This window comes from Streptococcus sp. HMSC062D07, assembly GCF_001814215.1.
In the GTDB taxonomy this organism is placed as follows: Bacteria; Bacillota; Bacilli; order Lactobacillales; family Streptococcaceae; genus Streptococcus; species Streptococcus infantis_I.
Genome location: NZ_KV815325.1, coordinates 48,800 through 64,978, shown reverse-complemented (window position 1 = coordinate 64,978; position 16,179 = coordinate 48,800). Strand labels below are relative to the sequence as shown.

The window sequence follows — 16,179 nt, the reverse complement described above, 5'->3', positions numbered from 1 at the left end:
AAAAAAAAAAAAAAAAAAAAAATTAAGAGCAGTTTTTCAACTGCTCTTTTTCTTTATTCTGTTTCTTCTTGATTTTCTTCAGCTTTGACAGGTCGAGGTTCATAGGCTCTGATAATCTGAGCAACGACTGGATGGCGAACCACATCCTTGGCTGAGAAGTGTACAAAGTCGATCTGGTGAATGTTCTTAAGTTTTTCCTGGGCATCAATCAGACCTGATTTAACATTACGCGGCAGATCAATCTGGCTAATATCCCCATTGACAATCATTTTAGAATTGAATCCAAGACGTGTCAAGAACATCTTCATCTGCATGATGGTTGTATTTTGAGCTTCATCCAAAATAACAAAGGCATCATCCAAGGTACGTCCACGCATATAGGCCAAAGGTGCAATCTCAATAATTTCTCGCTCCATGAGACGAGTTGTTTGGTCCTTCCCAAGAATTTGGTACAAGGCATCATATACTGGTCGAAGATAAGGGTCTACTTTTTCTTTCAAATCACCAGGTAGAAATCCTAGGCTTTCTCCAGCTTCTACTGCTGGACGAGTCAGGATAATACGCTTGACTTGACCACGTTTGAGAGCTGTAACAGCCAAGGTCACTGCTAGGAAAGTTTTTCCTGTCCCCGCCGGCCCGATCCCGAAGGTAACATCATGGTTCTTAACACTATCTACATAAAGTTTTTGACCCAGTGTCTTTACACGTATTGGCTTACCAGTATTGTCTTTGATAATCTCTTCTTCATAGAGGGCAACAAACTTATCGATTTCATTGTTTCTAACCATATTGATGGCTGTCACCACATCCGGAGTTCCTACTGTCATGCCACGATTGACCAAGACCATCAAGGCTTGAATTACTTGCCGTGCTTCTTCACAAGAAGACTCCTCTCCCAAAACTTGTACAATCTCTGTACGAGCATGGATGATAACATCTAACTCATCCTCCATCAAGCGAAGATGGCGTTCATTGGAACCAAAAAGATGAAACAGGTCATCTGGATGACTTAACTGAATGTCTATTGAATGTTCCTTCAAATAAAGAACCTCTCTAACTCTTTAATTTCTTTTTATTATAGCAAAGGCAATTAGAAATTGCTATCCTTAACACCTATGGTATCTTTAATGTTCTAAATATTCTTGCCAGATACGATCGAAGTCTCCCATATTAAAGGAAAAACTAGCATGTTCTTCTAAAAATCGACTGACTTGATCAAAATCATCCGTATGTTTTGGGAAGGCTGACTCCTCAAAAGCAAGATCCGCTAAAATTGCTTTGGGACTATGACTTTTAGGATTACGCTCTGTCATAAGCCAAGTATAAAATGATTTTCTCATAAGCTTCCCTATATTAACTCAGTACCAAACTGGTCTTGTTTAATCTTTCCAGCTTTCATTAAACCACCAAGCGCTTTTTTAAATTGACCTTTAGAAATACCAAAGGTAGCCTTGATGTCATCTGGTGATGATTTGTCATTTAAGGTCATAAATCCACCATTACTTTCCAAGTAAGTCAGAATCATTTGTGCATCATTTTCTAACATCTCAAAAGAGCGAGGTTTTAGTGATAGATTAAGAGTTCGGTCAACTTCACGGAAACCAATGACACGCACATCTAACACTTGCCCCAAACGTGGCTCTGCATAGCGCTCACTTGGATGGATAAATCCAAGCATGTTGTTTTCTGGTAGATAGACAAAAGTTCCTGATAACTTAAGACGATAAACGATTGCAGGCCAGTTCTGATTTTGCATGTTGTTGTATGCTGGACGCGCCAAACGTTGGAAGTCTTCCTGATAAGCCAAAACTCCCCAGATACGGTCTTTCTTATCTACTTCTAGACGAACATAAAGTTTATCACCCTTCTTAGGCCAAAGCTCTTTCAGTTCAGGTAGGATATCCAGTGACACAACGATTTCCTTGTCAGGAAGCCCTGTATTAACAAAGACACCCAAATCCTTACGAACTTCTGTTACTGTTCCCCAACCAAATTGATCCTGAGTCGCAGTCACTTCTTGAGTTGTCAAGCGAAGTTTTTGTTTCATATCCGTATAGGCGAAACCTTTAACGGTATCACCAACTGTATGCTGACCTTCTTCTTTAGCAAGAGCATAGGTTTGACCATCCTTTTGAACAAAGTAAAAACGGTCATTTTCATCGATGATGAGTCCAACGATAAAACTTGCAAGATTTGTATTCATGTTTCCTTCTTTCGAATAAAACTCAGCCAGCAATGCCAACTGAGTTTTTCTGTTTATTTCTTAGACTTCCAAGATTTCTTTTTCTTTATTGGCAGTCATGTCGTCGATGTGTTTAACAGCATCGTCTGTCGCTTTTTGAATATCTTTTTCAAGAGTCTTCAATTCATCTTCAGTGATTTCTTTAGCTTTTTCTTGTTTTTTAGCTTCATCCATAGCATCACGACGGATATTACGGATCGCTACTTTAGCATTTTCACCAACTTTTTTCACTTCTTTAGCGAGGTCACGACGAGTTTCTTCTGTAAGAGCTGGGATTACCAAGCGAATAACAGAACCATCGTTAGCTGGTGTAATACCAAGATCTGAAGCGTTCAAAGCACGCTCGATATCCTTCAATGAAGATTTATCAAATGGTGTTACCAACAAGACACGCGCTTCAGGAATTGTGATAGAAGCGATTTGGTTAAGAGGTGTTTCGACACCATAGTATTCAACAGTAATACGGTCAAGCAAGCTAGCGTTAGCACGACCTGCACGGATACCACCAAACTCACGAGCAAGTGAGTGGTGAGATTGAGTCATTCTCTCTTTAGCTTTTTCTACAATTGCGTTAGCCATAATTTTTCTTATTCCTTTTCTTCGATATTGTTTGAAACAGTTGTTCCGATATTTTCACCAAATACAACACGTTTGATATTGCCAGGTTGGTTCATATTAAAGACAACCAAGTCAATGTCATTATCCATTGATAGAGTTGAAGCTGTTGAATCCATGATACGGAGTCCTTTATTAATAACATCACGGTGAGTCAATTCTTCAAATTTAACAGCCGTTTTATCTTTCTTAGGATCCGCATTGTAGACACCGTCTACACCATTCTTAGCCATCAAAATAGCGTCCGCTTCAATCTCAGCCGCACGAAGAGCCGCTGTTGTATCTGTAGAGAAGTAAGGTGAACCAATTCCCGCGCCAAAGATAACGATACGTCCTTTTTCAAGGTGGCGAAGGGCACGTCCACGAATATAAGGCTCTGCTACTTGTTGCATGGCAATAGCTGTTTGTACGCGAGTATCAACACCAGCTTGTTGCAATGAATCTGCCATCACAAGAGCATTCATGACTGTCCCAAGCATTCCAGTATAATCCGCTTGAACACGATCCATACCAGCTTCTGCTGCAGGTTCTCCACGCCAAAGGTTCCCACCACCGATAACCAAGGCGATTTCAATTCCTAGCTCGTGAACTTCCTTGATTTCTTGGGCCATACTTTGGACGGTTTTGATATCAATACCGACACCACGTTCGCCAGCAAGGGCTTCACCAGATAGCTTGATTAGGATACGTTTATACTTAGGTTCTACCATTTTCTCTCTCCTTTTTTCATCCTACCTATTTTATCACAATTTCAAGGATTTTTATAGTATCATGAACAATTCTTTCAAAAAAATTAGACAGATAAAATTTTCTCTAAATCAGATAAGGCACGTTCTGCAATTTTCTCATAACGAGCCTTTTTATCACGAATACGCTCACCTTCTAACTCCTTGATAATCCCGAAGTTAACATTCATGGGTTGGAAGTGTTTGCTATCAGCATGAGTGATATAATGAGCTAAACTTCCGATAGCTGTTGTCTCTGGGAAAATAGCCTCGCTTTCTCCCTTGAAAAGACGAGCAGCATTGATTCCAGCAACCAATCCTGATGCAGCTGACTCAACGTAGCCCTCTACACCAGTCATCTGACCAGCAAAGAAAAGATTTGGCTGTTTCTTAGAACGGTATGTCTGTTCAAGAAGATTTGGCGAATCCATATAGGAATTACGATGCATGACGCCATAGCGAACAAACTCAGCATTTTCAAGACCTGGAATCATTTGGAAGACACGCTTCTGCTCTCCCCATTTGAGGTGAGTTTGGAAACCAACGATGTTATAGAGACTACCTGCAGCATTATCCTGACGAAGCTGAACAACTGCATAAGGGGTTTTAAAGTCACCATCACGAGGGCCTGTGTAGTCATCTGGATACTCTAGACCAACTGGTTTCATAGGGCCATAAAGCATGGTTTTAATGCCACGTTTAGCCATAACTTCAATTGGCATACAACCTTCAAAGTACTTTTCTTTTTCAAAAGAATTAAGGGGTGCTTCCTCTGCATTGACCAAGGCTTCATGGAAATCCATAAACTCTTGCTTGGTCATCGGAGCATTGAGGTAGGCTGCTTCTCCCTTGTCATACCGAGACTTGAGATAGACCTTGCTCATATCGATGGTGTTGACGTCGATAATAGGCGCTGCCGCGTCGTAGAAATAAAAGCCATCGCCGTCATTAAGGGCATGAATTTTCTCAGCCAGGGCATCGCTAGTCAAGGGACCAGTAGCGACAACCGTAATAACATCTGTCGGCAATTCTGTAATTTCATTACGAACCACTTCAATTAAAGGATGATTGGCAATTTTTTCAGTAACCATTTGAGAAAAACCGTCACGGTCAACCGCTAGCGCTCCACCTGCAGGAACACGGGTTGCTTCTGCTGATTCTAAAATCACAGAACCAAGACGACGCATTTCTTCCTTGAGGAGCCCGACAGCATTTGTAAGAGCATCCCCTCGTAATGAGTTGGAACACACTAATTCTGCAAAATTATCTGTTTTATGCTGAGGTGTTGATTTGACACCACGCATTTCATAGAGTTTAACCGGAATACCACGCTCTGCGATTTGGTAAGCTGCTTCCGAACCTGCTAAACCAGCACCGATAACATTGATATAAGATTGAGACATGACACTAATACCTCTTTGGGTGGAACCTAAGTTCATATCAAAACAAGCTACTGGACTGTTTGAAACCCACAAATCTTTCTAAATTATTACTTGGTTCATTATACCAAAAAGCTAAGTAAAAAGACAGACAGGAGGATTCCTGAATGTCTTTAAAAAATTATTCTTTATTGAAACTGAAAGATTTAAAAGCATACCGATTACTTTTGTCTTTGTAAGTTATGCCAAAGCCTACTTCTGTATTTCTAGGCAAGTTTTCAATTTCAACTATTTGAGCAAGTAAATATTGAAAATCAGAGTCTGTCCAGTTGTCAATATCCTCATTAGCTAATTGAAGATTTTGTCTTCGTACCTGTTCTATATCAATATCTATGTCAATACTAAAAGTCGAACGATTGTCAGCAACCCTTTTTAAAAGTAGATCTCGATTGCGAACAAGCGTCTCTTCATCAAGATTGTTGACTCTACTTGGGTCTAGGTCCTCAATTAAGGGAGTAAGTTCTTCTATATCCGTTTTCAAAATTGCTTCTCTTTTATCTCTCTCTTCAAGACGGGGTTTAGGGTTGCCACTATATTCTTCTTTCGGTTTCAAAGAATAATAGGAGTCAAAGGAGTCCAATTCAACTGAGTTTTTAATATAAAGCTTCCTAATTGCATCATCGCTTAAAAATGTTTATGATTGTTATTTCTATTTCGGGAAGAAGGAAAACTTCCCTGTTTAGTCGTTTTCTTGTTTCTCTTCCCATTCGTGGTAGGCAGCGTAGAGCTGACTTTTGTTCCACTGATAAATCTTAGCGATTTCCTTAATGGCTTGATTTTTCTTAACACCTTCTTGGATGCGCTCTTGTATTTCAGAGAACAAATCCTCTTCATCCTTATCTACTACTTCTTGACTAGCACCTTCCACAATCAGAAGGCATTCGCCTTTGAGCGGTGTTTGAGAAATATTTTCTAACAATTCAGTAATACTTCCACGTTGATATTCTTCATAAATCTTAGTCAATTCTCGAACTAAGACAACTGAACGATCACCGTAGACCTCTAGCATATTTTCCAACGTATCTGCTACACGGTGAGGAGATTCATAGAAAATCTGGGTCTCAGGATAGTCTTTTTTTGATTCGAAAAATTGCTTTTGTTGTCCCGATTTTCGAGGTAAGAATCCATAAAAAATGTGGGGTTGTGGAGCTAAACCACTGGCAATCAAGGCAGAAATTCCTGCGCTAGCACCTGGAACTGTGACAACTGCTATATCTTCTTCAATTGCCGCCTTGACCAAATCATGACCTGGGTCAGAAATACTTGGTAAACCCGCATCCGAAACTTGAGCAATACTTTGTCCTGCTTTCAAGAAACCAATCAAATCTGGAATCTTTTCCTTGGCATTGTGCTCATGAAAACTGATTTGTTTTGTTGAAATATCGAAATGCTTCAGCAATAGACCAGTATTACGAGTATCCTCGGCAGCAATCCAGTCCACTTCTTTCAAAGTCTGAATAGCACGAAAGGTCATATCTTCTAGATTCCCAATCGGAGTTGCGACAAGATATAACTTACCATATGGTGACTGCCCTTTAAAACTTTTTTGAATCTGCATGTTTACTCCCTAAACAACAATTCATCACAAAACATACATTCTGCATCTTGTTCACGACGTTGGCCATAAAAGTCGCGACACACATGAAAACCGTCGTCATAGATTCGGCTCACATTTTCTCTAACATGCTTGGTCTTAGTTGGAGCTGTTTCTTCTTCCTCACTCAAGCGCTCTCTCAGTTTATCGTTTTCTAAGCGAAGAGCTGTATTCTCTTCTACAACACTCTTGAGATTTTTTTTGATGGCTTCGACATCTGCCAAGGTTGCCAACAACTGTTGAGAAAAATCATCTAAGGCATCAAATAATTCTTTCTTGTTCATGAACAGCCCTTTCTTTTTCTGTTTTCATGTTCATTTTATTGTAAAACTAGGTATTCCAAAGAATTCTGGAAAGACACATTTGCTTTCCACATTTTTCTGGCTTCGAGAAGGTTTTGCAATATTGTACGTGCTACATTTTTTTGAACCTCTTGACCTGCTAAAACTTCTAAAATTCTAAAGACTTGGTCTTGTTTTTCTTTGTCATCTGCTAAGCTAGCTAATTTTGCAACCTGTAAGTAGGATTCCTTTTTCCCATTCTCCAACCAGCTATAGAATCGTTCACTTTCTTCAACTAGAGTCCAAAAACTTGTTTGATTTGTCAGTTTTTCGGCTTCTGCTTGCGATTGACTAAACTCAGCTAAAAGCCTTGCTTTATTTTTTACCAATCCTGCTTGTTCAAGTCGATTCCTAAGGCTTTCGACTTGCTTCTTAAATTGGAAAATTTGTGTCCGACTTCGAATAGTTGGTAACATCTGTTTTTGATCATTGGTTAAAAAGAAAATATAGATTTCACTTTGCGGTTCTTCAATGACCTTTAGTAGTGAATTGGCGGCATTGGCATGCATTTTTTCTGCTTGTTCAATAATAAAAACCTGACGTTGATTTTCGATTCCTGATTGAGAAAATTGGCCAACTAATTCTCGGATTCGTTCCGTTTTAATGATTTGATTCATCGGACGAATAATGGTGACATCAGGAAATTCTTCCTGATCAATCAACTTACAATTTCGGCAAGACTCGCAAGGTAAGACACCCTGCTTTTCTGTACAGAACAAACTCTTAGACAGAAATAAGGCCATCTCCATGCTTCCGAAATACCCTGAAAAGAGATAGGCATGATTGAGTTGTTTTTGTTCCAAGATATGAACAAAACGGTCAAATTGCTGGGGTTGACAAGCTTTTAATTGCTCTTGATTCATTCTGTCAGCCCCATTCTGTCAAATAAAACTTGTTTAGTATTTTCAACCACTTGATTTAGTGGTAAACTCGCATCGATTTTAACAATACGTTCACCTTCTTTCTCAAGAAGGGAAAGATAGCCTTGACGAACTTTTCTGTGCAGGTCTAAACCTTCCAAATCTAAACGATTGACTTCGCGATCGCTGTTTGCCGCGATTCGTTCAAGCCCCTTTTCTACTTCAATATCAAAATAAAGTGTCAAATCTGGTTTAAGACCATCTGTCGCAAATTGATTGAGCCAGTCAATAGCTTCAATATTCAAACCACGACCAAAGCCTTGATAAGCAACTGAACTATCAATAAAACGATCCATGATGACCAATTTTCCAGCTGCAAGTGCTGGCAAGACCTTCTCTACTAGGTGCTGTCTACGACTTGCAATATAGAGAAGCAACTCTGTCTTTGGATCCATCTGAGTATGACTAGGATCTAAAATGACTTCTCGAATCTTCTCACCAATCAAAACACCACCTGGCTCACGTGTTGTTAAAAACTCAATATTCTTTTCTTCTAACAAAGGGAGGATAGCTTCAAGCACACTCGTTTTACCAGCTCCCTCTGGCCCCTCTAAAGAGACTAAAAATCCTTTTGACATGACGAACTCATTTCTTTTTTTCTTCCTTCTATTCTATCAAAAAAACAGGCATTTGTGAAAAGCTTTTTAACCTAATAAAAATTTATTCTGAAAAACTAGGATATACATTCGTTAATAAATAAGATAAATATTTAATTAAGTTTCTATATTCGTAATCAACTACCATACTGTCTTATTTTGTCTTTGTATAACTAGAAAAAAAGAACCTTGCATAGCAAGATTCTTTTAATGTCTGACTTAAATAATTGTTCTTCTGGGAACTAAATCGAATTAAGCTTCGATTTCTGTAACCATACCTGAACCAACAGTACGTCCACCCTCACGGATAGAGAATGTAGTACCTTGTTCTACGGCGATTGGGTGGATCAACTCAACGTCGATTGTCACGTTATCACCTGGCATTACCATTTCAGTACCTGCTGGAAGTTCGATTGAACCTGTAACGTCAGTAGTACGGAAGTAGAATTGTGGGCGGTAGTTGTTGAAGAATGGAGTGTGACGTCCACCTTCTTCTTTAGTAAGGATGTAAACTTCACCTTTGAATTTAGTGTGTGGGTTGATTGAACCTGGTTTAGCGATAACTTGTCCACGTTCGATTTCGTCACGTTGAACACCACGAAGAAGGACACCTACGTTATCTCCTGCAAGACCTTCGTCAAGTTGTTTACGGAACATTTCAACACCAGTAACAACTGCTTTTGAAGTTTCTTCTTTGATACCAACGATTTCGATTTCGTCGTTGACACGAACAGTACCACGGTCGATACGTCCTGAAGCAACTGTACCACGTCCAGTGATTGAGAATACGTCCTCGACTGGAAGAAGCAATGGTTTGTCAGTGTCACGTTCTGGTTCTGGAATGTACTCATCAACAGTGTTCATCAATTCCATGATGATGTCTTCATATTTAGAGTCACCTTCAAGAGCTTTAAGAGCTGAACCTTGGATAACTGGAAGATCGTCACCTGGGAAGTCGTATTCTGAAAGAAGGTCACGGATTTCCATTTCAACCAATTCAAGCAATTCTTCGTCGTCAACCAAGTCGATCTTGTTCATGAAGACGATAAGGTGTTTAACACCAACCTGACGTGAAAGAAGGATGTGCTCACGAGTTTGTGGCATTGGTCCGTCAGTTGAAGCTACTACAAGGATAGCTCCGTCCATTTGAGCGGCACCAGTGATCATGTTTTTAACGTAGTCCGCGTGTCCTGGAGCGTCGATGTGAGCGTAGTGACGTTTTTCAGTTTCGTACTCAACGTGCGCAGTGTTGATAGTGATACCGCGTTCGCGTTCTTCTGGAGCAGCATCGATAGACGCATAGTCTTTAGGTTGGTTAACTGCTGAAGGCAAGCGACGTGCCAAAACAGTTGTGATAGCTGCAGTTAGGGTAGTTTTACCGTGGTCAACGTGTCCGATAGTACCAATGTTAACGTGTGGTTTACTACGATCGTATTTTTCTTTTGCCATTTGAGTAAAAGCCTCCAATAAAATATATTTTATAGATAGACAGTAGGCAATACAGTCTAACTTTCCTTACTATTTTATCAAATTTTAGCTAAATTGCAAGTGTTTTACAAAGTTTTTATTAATTATTCTTGTTCTTACTATAAGTTGTCGATTTATTGATAAAAAAAGAAACAGATGAATCCGTTTCTTTTTAAAATCTTTATTTTTCTACCACTTCTTGTACTTCTTTATGTTTTTCATAAAGTCGGACTAGGAATTTGGATATTTCTTTGAGAATTGAGTAGGTAGGAACGGCAACGATCATACCTACGACACCATAGATATTACTTGACAACAATAATAGCACGAGAATTGTAATCGGATGAACTTTCATGACTCCACCAACAATACGAGGGTATAGGATATTCCCATCTACTTGTTGGATAATCAGCATATAGATAACTGCTATAATCATCTTTTGAGGATCCGTAAACAGATTTGAAATAATCATCGGAATTAGTCCAATACTCGGTCCAACATAAGGAATCAAATTTGCTAAACCTGAGAAAATAGCAAATACTAATGCATATTTTAAGCCAATCACACTATAACCGATAAAAGCCAAACACCCGATAATGAATGCATCGATTGATACTCCACTTATGTAACGGGAAATAGTCTCATTCAAGTTTGTTATTAAGCCAGATATATTAAGTTTGTCTCGCTTTAAAATAGTTCTTTCTAGCATCGGTAAGAATTTATGACCATCTAAAAGGAAATAAATCAAGAAAACCGGTGTCATAATGATAATTAAAACAGTGCTTACCAAAGCTGAAAGGACACTTCCCACACTATTTGTCACACTATTCAAGATATTCTGCAAAATATCGATGTAGGAAAGATTTAATTGTTGGATTGTTTGTTGAATATCTAGCTCTTGAAAAGCAGGATATTTTGATAATTCTATTACTAAATCTTGGAGTCTACCATAAATACCTTGGCTAGAATTAATCAAACTACTCAACTGATTGATTAAAATCGGTAAAAGATATACTACACCTATCACCAGAGAACCAATGAGGACACAAAGGGTTAACAAAATCCCAATGATTCGATTAATGCGACATTCCTTCTCTAAAAAGATGACGATTGGATTTGTTAAGTAGTATAGAAATCCACCTAGTAAAAAGGGAATCATGATTGTATTTACGACACTTACAAACGGTGTAATAATAGCACCCATTTCTCTCCATAAGTAGAAAATTAAGGTAATTAATAATATCTCAGTGGTCCAGAAGAACAATTTATTTCTCCGAAACATAAGCCACCTCCTCTTTTTCCTATTTTACCATATTTCGAAAAAGATTGATAACCTTCATTATAAAAACAAGAATATTTTTTGTCTTTATGATAGAATACAATTACTATGAAGAAATTATTTTTAACATTACTAACACTTATTTCATTTGGTTCGGCTACTACTGTTTTTGCTCAGGATTTTGATGTCGCAGCAAAACACGCCATCGCTGTTGAAGCTAATACTGGTAAGATTTTATATGAAAAAGATGCCACTCAACCTGTAGAGATTGCCTCTATCAGTAAGTTGCTAACTGTTTACTTGGTCTATGAGGCCCTAGAACAAGGGAAAATCACTCTTTCCACTCCGGTAGAAATTTCAGATTATCCCTACCAGTTGACAACCAATTCTGCGGCAAGTAACGTTCCTATGGAAGCTCGTAACTATACTGTTGAAGAGTTGTTAGAAGCAACATTGGTTTCTAGTGCCAATAGTGCAGCTATCGCGTTGGCAGAAAAGGTTGCTGGATCAGAAAAAGACTTTGTCGATATGATGAAAGCCAAACTTCTTGAATGGGGGATTCAAGATGCTACCCTCGTCAATACAACTGGTCTAAATAATGAGACTCTTGGAGATAATATCTATCCCGGCTCTAAGAAAGATGATGAAAACAAACTGAGTGCCTATGATGTTGCGATCGTCGCTCGTAATCTGATTCTCAAATACCCTCAGGTTCTAGAAATCACCAAGAAACCTTCTTCTACTTTTTCAGGGATGACTATTCATTCTACAAACTATATGTTAGAGGGATTACCTGCCTATCGTGGTGGTGTTGATGGCCTTAAAACTGGTACGACTGATAAAGCTGGAGCATCCTTCGTAGGTACGACTGTAGAAAAAGGAATGCGTATCATCACTGTTGTTTTAAACGCTGACAACCAAGATACCAATCCCTACGCTCGTTTCACAGCAACTTCAGCTCTTCTAGATTATATCTCATCTAATTTCGCTCTTCAAACAATCGTCAATCAAGGAGAAAGCTACCAAGATAGCAAATCTCCAGTTTATGACGGAAAGCAAGATACGGTTACAGCAGTTGCTAAAGAAGATATAAAAATTGTTCAGCGTCTCGGTAGTCGAGCACAGTCATCTGTTACTTACACACCTGATAGTACTGAGCATACTGCACCACTTGAAGCAGGTACAGTCGTTGGACATCTGACCTATGATGACAAGGACTTAGTTGGTCAAGGTTATATCACCACTGACAAACCAACCTTTGAAATGATTTCTGATAAAAATGTAGAGAAAGCCTTCTTCTTAAAAGTTTGGTGGAATCGCTTCATCCGATTCGTCAATGAAAAATTATAAAAAAATCGCGATAACTCGCGATTTTTCTTTATTCATTTTCAGCTACAATCGAATGCTTATAGCCATAAGTAAAGTAAGTAATAACTCCTACTACTAAGGCTAATACAAATGCTATCCAAGTTTCAAGATTGTATTGAAGCATAAAGGACAGACAAATCAGAATCGATAAGATTGGTAGAAAAGGAACCAAGGGCGTTTTAAATTCTCCCTCTTTGGGCATACCCTTATCTTTTCTCAATTTGATAATTCCATAGGCTAAGAGAATAAGATAGGCTAAGGTACAGATATTGAGAAAAGCTGCGATACTTGCCAAAGGGAAGATACCCGCTGCAATCGCTGAAACTCCACCTGTTAAAATGGTTGCATTCTTTGGAACGCGACTAATCTTGGTTACTTGTTTGAAGCTTTGAGGCAATAGTCCATCGCGGGCCAAGCTATAAATCATTCGTGACAAGGCATAGGTCATTGAAATACATACCGTAATCAAGGTAAAAATTGCAACAAGTGAAACATAATTAGCTGCCCAACCAATACCGATACTTCTCAGCGCAAAAGCCACTGCATCATCAACATTGAGCTTGCTATAGTGAACGATACCTGTCAATATCAAGGTAACCATGGCATATAGAATAGTTACAATGATTAAGGATAAAACAATCCCACGTGGAATATTCTTTTGTGGATTTTGAATTTCATCAACTGCCATAGAAATGGACTCAAAACCTAAGAATCCAAAGAACATGAGTGAAGCACCTGCCATAATTCCAGTGCTTCCTCCATAAATCTGACCAAAACCAAATGGTGCAAAATCTGACCAATTTTCAGGTTTAATGTACCAAATACCAACTAGGATAAATAAGGCAAGAGCAGAAAATTTTAAAACAACAAGAATAGAATTAAAACGAAGAGCTGCTTTCGAATTCATGAGGACGACTGCTGTAACAAGCATAATTACTAAAATTGGCAAAAAATCAATATAAGTACCATGCTCAGGATTAAAAGTTCCATTAAAGGCTTGTGGCAAGGTAATTCCGTAATGACTAAGCAAACCCTTAAAATAGGCAGCCCAACCTGAAGCCACACCAGAGACTGCTGTCATAAATTCCATGATAGTTAGCCAACCTGCAATCCAGGCTGGAAATTCTCCCAAAACCACATATAAATAACTATATGCCCCACCAGTTGCTGGAACACGAGAAGCAAATTCTGCAAAAAAGAGCGCCGATAAGGAAACACAGATAGCTGAAATTCCGATAGATACAACAAGGGCAGGACCCGCTAATGTTGCTGCAGCTGTTCCTGTAATAGTAAAGATACCTGTTCCTACCATGGCACCAATTCCCAAGAGAATTAAATCCCATAATTTTAAATGACGATGCATCTCTGTTTTACTTAGACTGAAGTCTTTTGTTCTAAAAATATTCATTCTTCATCTCCACTAACTATAATTGTTTTATTTTACCATAAATAATGGTTTTTGTGAATATTTATAAAATTGTATCAAAAAAACTGAACAAATTTAGAATTTGCTCAGTTTTTATTCATAATGATTACTTATCAGTTCTTTAAATTTCGTAGTATGGGAAAGGACGGTCACTATCTAATGGACGATTTGATATTTCTTTTTCCAAAATAGCGCGCCAACCAGATACCAATTCTTCAAAAGTCAATTGAGCTTCAGGAGAAGCTGTTGTAAGCTTCCGTCCAAACCAAGCCATGGTTGCAGTTTCAAACTGAAGCATAGCGTACTGGATTACTGGTACATTTGCCTCTTCATAATTTTCATTTACTGCTTGGGCAACTTCTGATGCTTGTGGAAGAAGTTGATTGCTGATTTTATCTACAGCACTTGCGTCCATCTCTCGCCAAGAAAGTAATTGACCATCTACCTGATAAAAGAGCTCAAAGGTTTCTTGATTTTTCTTAAAATTGGTAAGAACAAAAGCACGTTCCACTGCCTCTGGACCACCAGCAGCTTTTACAGCGTTTATCAAGAGAAGCTCTTCCGTTTGTCTCCAATAATCATCTGCTTCTGCTTCAAGATCAAAAACAAATGCCTGATCCAACTCTTCAATCGGTGCTTCTCCCTTATTCACTTTTTCAATCGTTCCAAACAATCGCTTTAAGAATCCCATTTGCTTCTCCTTTTGGGTTTTACCCAACTGATCCTTCCATTTCGTAGCTAATCAAGCGGTTGAGCTCAACTGCGTATTCCATTGGAAGTTCTTTGGTGAAGGGCTCTACAAATCCCATTACAATCATCTCAGTTGCTTCAGTCTCTGACAAGCCACGGCTCATGAGATAATAGAGTTGTTCTTCAGAAATCTTAGATACCTTAGCTTCGTGCTCAAGTGCAACTTGCGAGTTGTGGATTTCATTAAATGGAATGGTGTCAGATGCTGACAAGTCATCCATGATAATGGTGTCACACTCGATGTGAGAAACAGATTTCTTAGAGTTTTTATTAAAGGTTACTTGTCCACGGTAGTCTACCTTACCTCCACCTTTAGCGATAGATTTAGAGACAATAGACGAGCTCGTATGTGGAGCATTGTGGATCATTTTGGCACCAGTATCTTGGTGTTGCCCTGCATTGGCAAAGGCAATCGAAAGCATGGTACCACGCGCTCCTTCTCCATCAAGGTAAACAGATGGATATTTCATAGTTGTTTTGGCACCTAAGTTTCCATCAATCCACTCAACTGTCGCATCTTTCAAAGCTTTGGCACGTTTTGTTACCAAGTTATAGACATTATCAGACCAGTTTTGGATGGTTGTATAACGCATATAAGCTCCGTCCAAAGCAAAGATTTCTACAATAGCTGCGTGCAAGCTGTTACTTGAATAAGTTGGCGCTGTACATCCTTCCACGTAGTGAACACTTGCTCCCTCATCAACGATGATCAAAGTACGTTCAAACTGACCAGTATTTTCATTGTTGATACGGAAGTAGGTTTGAAGTGGAATATCTACCTTGACACCTTTTGGTACATAGATAAAGGTTCCACCAGACCATACTGCTGAGTTGAGGGCAGCCAACTTGTTATCCGTCGGCGGTACTAACTTCGCAAAGTATTGCTTAAACAAGTCTGGGTATTCCTTGAGGGCAGAATCTGTATCTGTAAAGATAATTCCTAACTTCTCAAATTCTTCCTTCATGTTATGGTAAACCACTTCTGACTCATACTGGGCAGAAGCTCCAGCTAGATAGGCACGCTCAGCTTCTGGAATCCCAATCCGTTCAAAGGTCTCTTTAATCTTTTCAGGTACATCATCCCAGGAACGGGCTGGTTTATCAGATGGTTTTTGGTAGTAGATCAAGTCATCAAAGTCAATCTCTGACAAGTCTGCTCCCCAAGTTTGCATGGGCATTTTTTTGAAGGTTTCATAAGATTTCAAACGGAATTCCAACATCCACTCAGGTTCTCCCTTAGCTGCTGATAGTTCACGAATGACATCTTCATTCAATCCTTTTCCTGTCGATAGGACAGGCTCTACATCGTCATGGAAACCAAATTTATATTCACCAAGGTCAATTGGTTTTGGTTCTACTCTTTCTTCAGCCATAATATCCTTTCTTTCATTCTTTATTTCTAATGATTTATAAGACA

General features: G+C 38.9%; 17 protein-coding genes. 1 reads left to right on the top strand and 16 read right to left on the bottom strand.

Going from position 1 to position 16,179, the window contains the following annotated elements; all coding sequences use genetic code 11:
• Positions 1 to 53: 53 nt before the first annotated feature.
• The 13 genes from HMPREF2957_RS02450 to HMPREF2957_RS02390 all read right to left on the bottom strand — a co-directional run bounded on the left by HMPREF2957_RS02450 (position 54) and on the right by HMPREF2957_RS02390 (position 11,221).
• A complete protein-coding gene (locus tag HMPREF2957_RS02450; protein ID WP_036752940.1) occupies positions 54 to 1,040 on the bottom strand; it encodes a PhoH family protein in 987 nt (328 codons plus the stop codon).
• An 84-nt stretch (positions 1,041 to 1,124) separates the two neighbouring features.
• On the bottom strand, positions 1,125 to 1,340 hold the full coding sequence (locus HMPREF2957_RS02445; protein WP_006154472.1) for a YozE family protein: 216 nt from the start codon (positions 1,338 to 1,340) through the stop codon (positions 1,125 to 1,127).
• Positions 1,341 to 1,348: 8 nt separating this feature from the next.
• Complete coding sequence (gene cvfB / locus HMPREF2957_RS02440; RefSeq protein ID WP_070677199.1) at positions 1,349 to 2,203, bottom strand: RNA-binding virulence regulatory protein CvfB; 855 nt, start codon at positions 2,201 to 2,203, stop codon at positions 1,349 to 1,351.
• Positions 2,204 to 2,263: 60 nt separating this feature from the next.
• Positions 2,264 to 2,821, bottom strand: a complete 558-nt coding sequence (gene frr / locus HMPREF2957_RS02435; RefSeq protein ID WP_006152642.1) for a ribosome recycling factor — start codon at positions 2,819 to 2,821, stop codon at positions 2,264 to 2,266.
• Positions 2,822 to 2,829: 8 nt separating this feature from the next.
• A complete protein-coding gene (pyrH, locus tag HMPREF2957_RS02430) occupies positions 2,830 to 3,567 on the bottom strand; it encodes a UMP kinase (protein WP_004253279.1) in 738 nt (245 codons plus the stop codon).
• Between the two features lie 83 nt (positions 3,568 to 3,650).
• On the bottom strand, positions 3,651 to 4,985 hold the full coding sequence (trmFO, locus tag HMPREF2957_RS02425) for a methylenetetrahydrofolate--tRNA-(uracil(54)-C(5))-methyltransferase (FADH(2)-oxidizing) TrmFO (protein ID WP_070677197.1): 1,335 nt from the start codon (positions 4,983 to 4,985) through the stop codon (positions 3,651 to 3,653).
• 157 nt (positions 4,986 to 5,142) lie between these two features.
• On the bottom strand, positions 5,143 to 5,574 hold the full coding sequence (locus tag HMPREF2957_RS02420; RefSeq protein ID WP_261674143.1) for a hypothetical protein: 432 nt from the start codon (positions 5,572 to 5,574) through the stop codon (positions 5,143 to 5,145).
• 126 nt (positions 5,575 to 5,700) lie between these two features.
• Positions 5,701 to 6,579 (bottom strand): 16S rRNA (cytidine(1402)-2'-O)-methyltransferase, encoded by an 879-nt coding sequence (gene rsmI, locus HMPREF2957_RS02415; protein ID WP_070677195.1) that lies wholly within the window; start codon positions 6,577 to 6,579, stop codon positions 5,701 to 5,703.
• Positions 6,580 to 6,581: 2 nt separating this feature from the next.
• Positions 6,582 to 6,899, bottom strand: a complete 318-nt coding sequence (gene yabA / locus HMPREF2957_RS02410; RefSeq protein WP_004253267.1) for a DNA replication initiation control protein YabA — start codon at positions 6,897 to 6,899, stop codon at positions 6,582 to 6,584.
• 35 nt (positions 6,900 to 6,934) lie between these two features.
• The gene (locus tag HMPREF2957_RS02405) at positions 6,935 to 7,819 is read right to left on the bottom strand and encodes a DNA polymerase III subunit delta' (RefSeq protein ID WP_070677193.1); all 885 of its coding nucleotides are present in this window, start codon (positions 7,817 to 7,819) and stop codon (positions 6,935 to 6,937) included.
• Positions 7,816 to 8,454 carry a dTMP kinase gene (gene tmk / locus HMPREF2957_RS02400; RefSeq protein ID WP_070677192.1) on the bottom strand — a complete coding sequence of 213 codons (639 nt, stop codon included), beginning with the start codon at positions 8,452 to 8,454 and terminating at the stop codon, positions 7,816 to 7,818. The genes HMPREF2957_RS02405 and tmk overlap by 4 nt, the downstream gene beginning before the upstream one ends.
• A gap of 270 nt (positions 8,455 to 8,724) precedes the next feature.
• On the bottom strand, positions 8,725 to 9,921 hold the full coding sequence (gene tuf, locus HMPREF2957_RS02395; protein WP_004253262.1) for an elongation factor Tu: 1,197 nt from the start codon (positions 9,919 to 9,921) through the stop codon (positions 8,725 to 8,727).
• A 199-nt stretch (positions 9,922 to 10,120) separates the two neighbouring features.
• The gene (locus HMPREF2957_RS02390) at positions 10,121 to 11,221 is read right to left on the bottom strand and encodes an AI-2E family transporter (protein ID WP_070677189.1); all 1,101 of its coding nucleotides are present in this window, start codon (positions 11,219 to 11,221) and stop codon (positions 10,121 to 10,123) included.
• A gap of 105 nt (positions 11,222 to 11,326) precedes the next feature.
• Here HMPREF2957_RS02390 and pbp3 point away from each other — a divergent pair, with 105 nt between their 5' ends.
• Positions 11,327 to 12,568, top strand: coding sequence for a D-alanyl-D-alanine carboxypeptidase PBP3 (pbp3, locus tag HMPREF2957_RS02385; protein WP_070677187.1), 1,242 nt, complete (start codon positions 11,327 to 11,329; stop codon positions 12,566 to 12,568).
• Between the two features lie 28 nt (positions 12,569 to 12,596).
• Here pbp3 and HMPREF2957_RS02380 read toward each other — a convergent pair whose 3' ends face one another.
• The 3 genes from HMPREF2957_RS02380 to sufB form a co-directional block, all read right to left on the bottom strand.
• Positions 12,597 to 13,994 carry an APC family permease gene (locus tag HMPREF2957_RS02380; RefSeq protein ID WP_070677185.1) on the bottom strand — a complete coding sequence of 466 codons (1,398 nt, stop codon included), beginning with the start codon at positions 13,992 to 13,994 and terminating at the stop codon, positions 12,597 to 12,599.
• Between the two features lie 139 nt (positions 13,995 to 14,133).
• On the bottom strand, positions 14,134 to 14,703 hold the full coding sequence (locus HMPREF2957_RS02375; protein ID WP_070677184.1) for a hypothetical protein: 570 nt from the start codon (positions 14,701 to 14,703) through the stop codon (positions 14,134 to 14,136).
• A 19-nt stretch (positions 14,704 to 14,722) separates the two neighbouring features.
• A complete protein-coding gene (gene sufB / locus HMPREF2957_RS02370; protein WP_004253255.1) occupies positions 14,723 to 16,135 on the bottom strand; it encodes a Fe-S cluster assembly protein SufB in 1,413 nt (470 codons plus the stop codon).
• Positions 16,136 to 16,179: the final 44 nt, after the last annotated feature.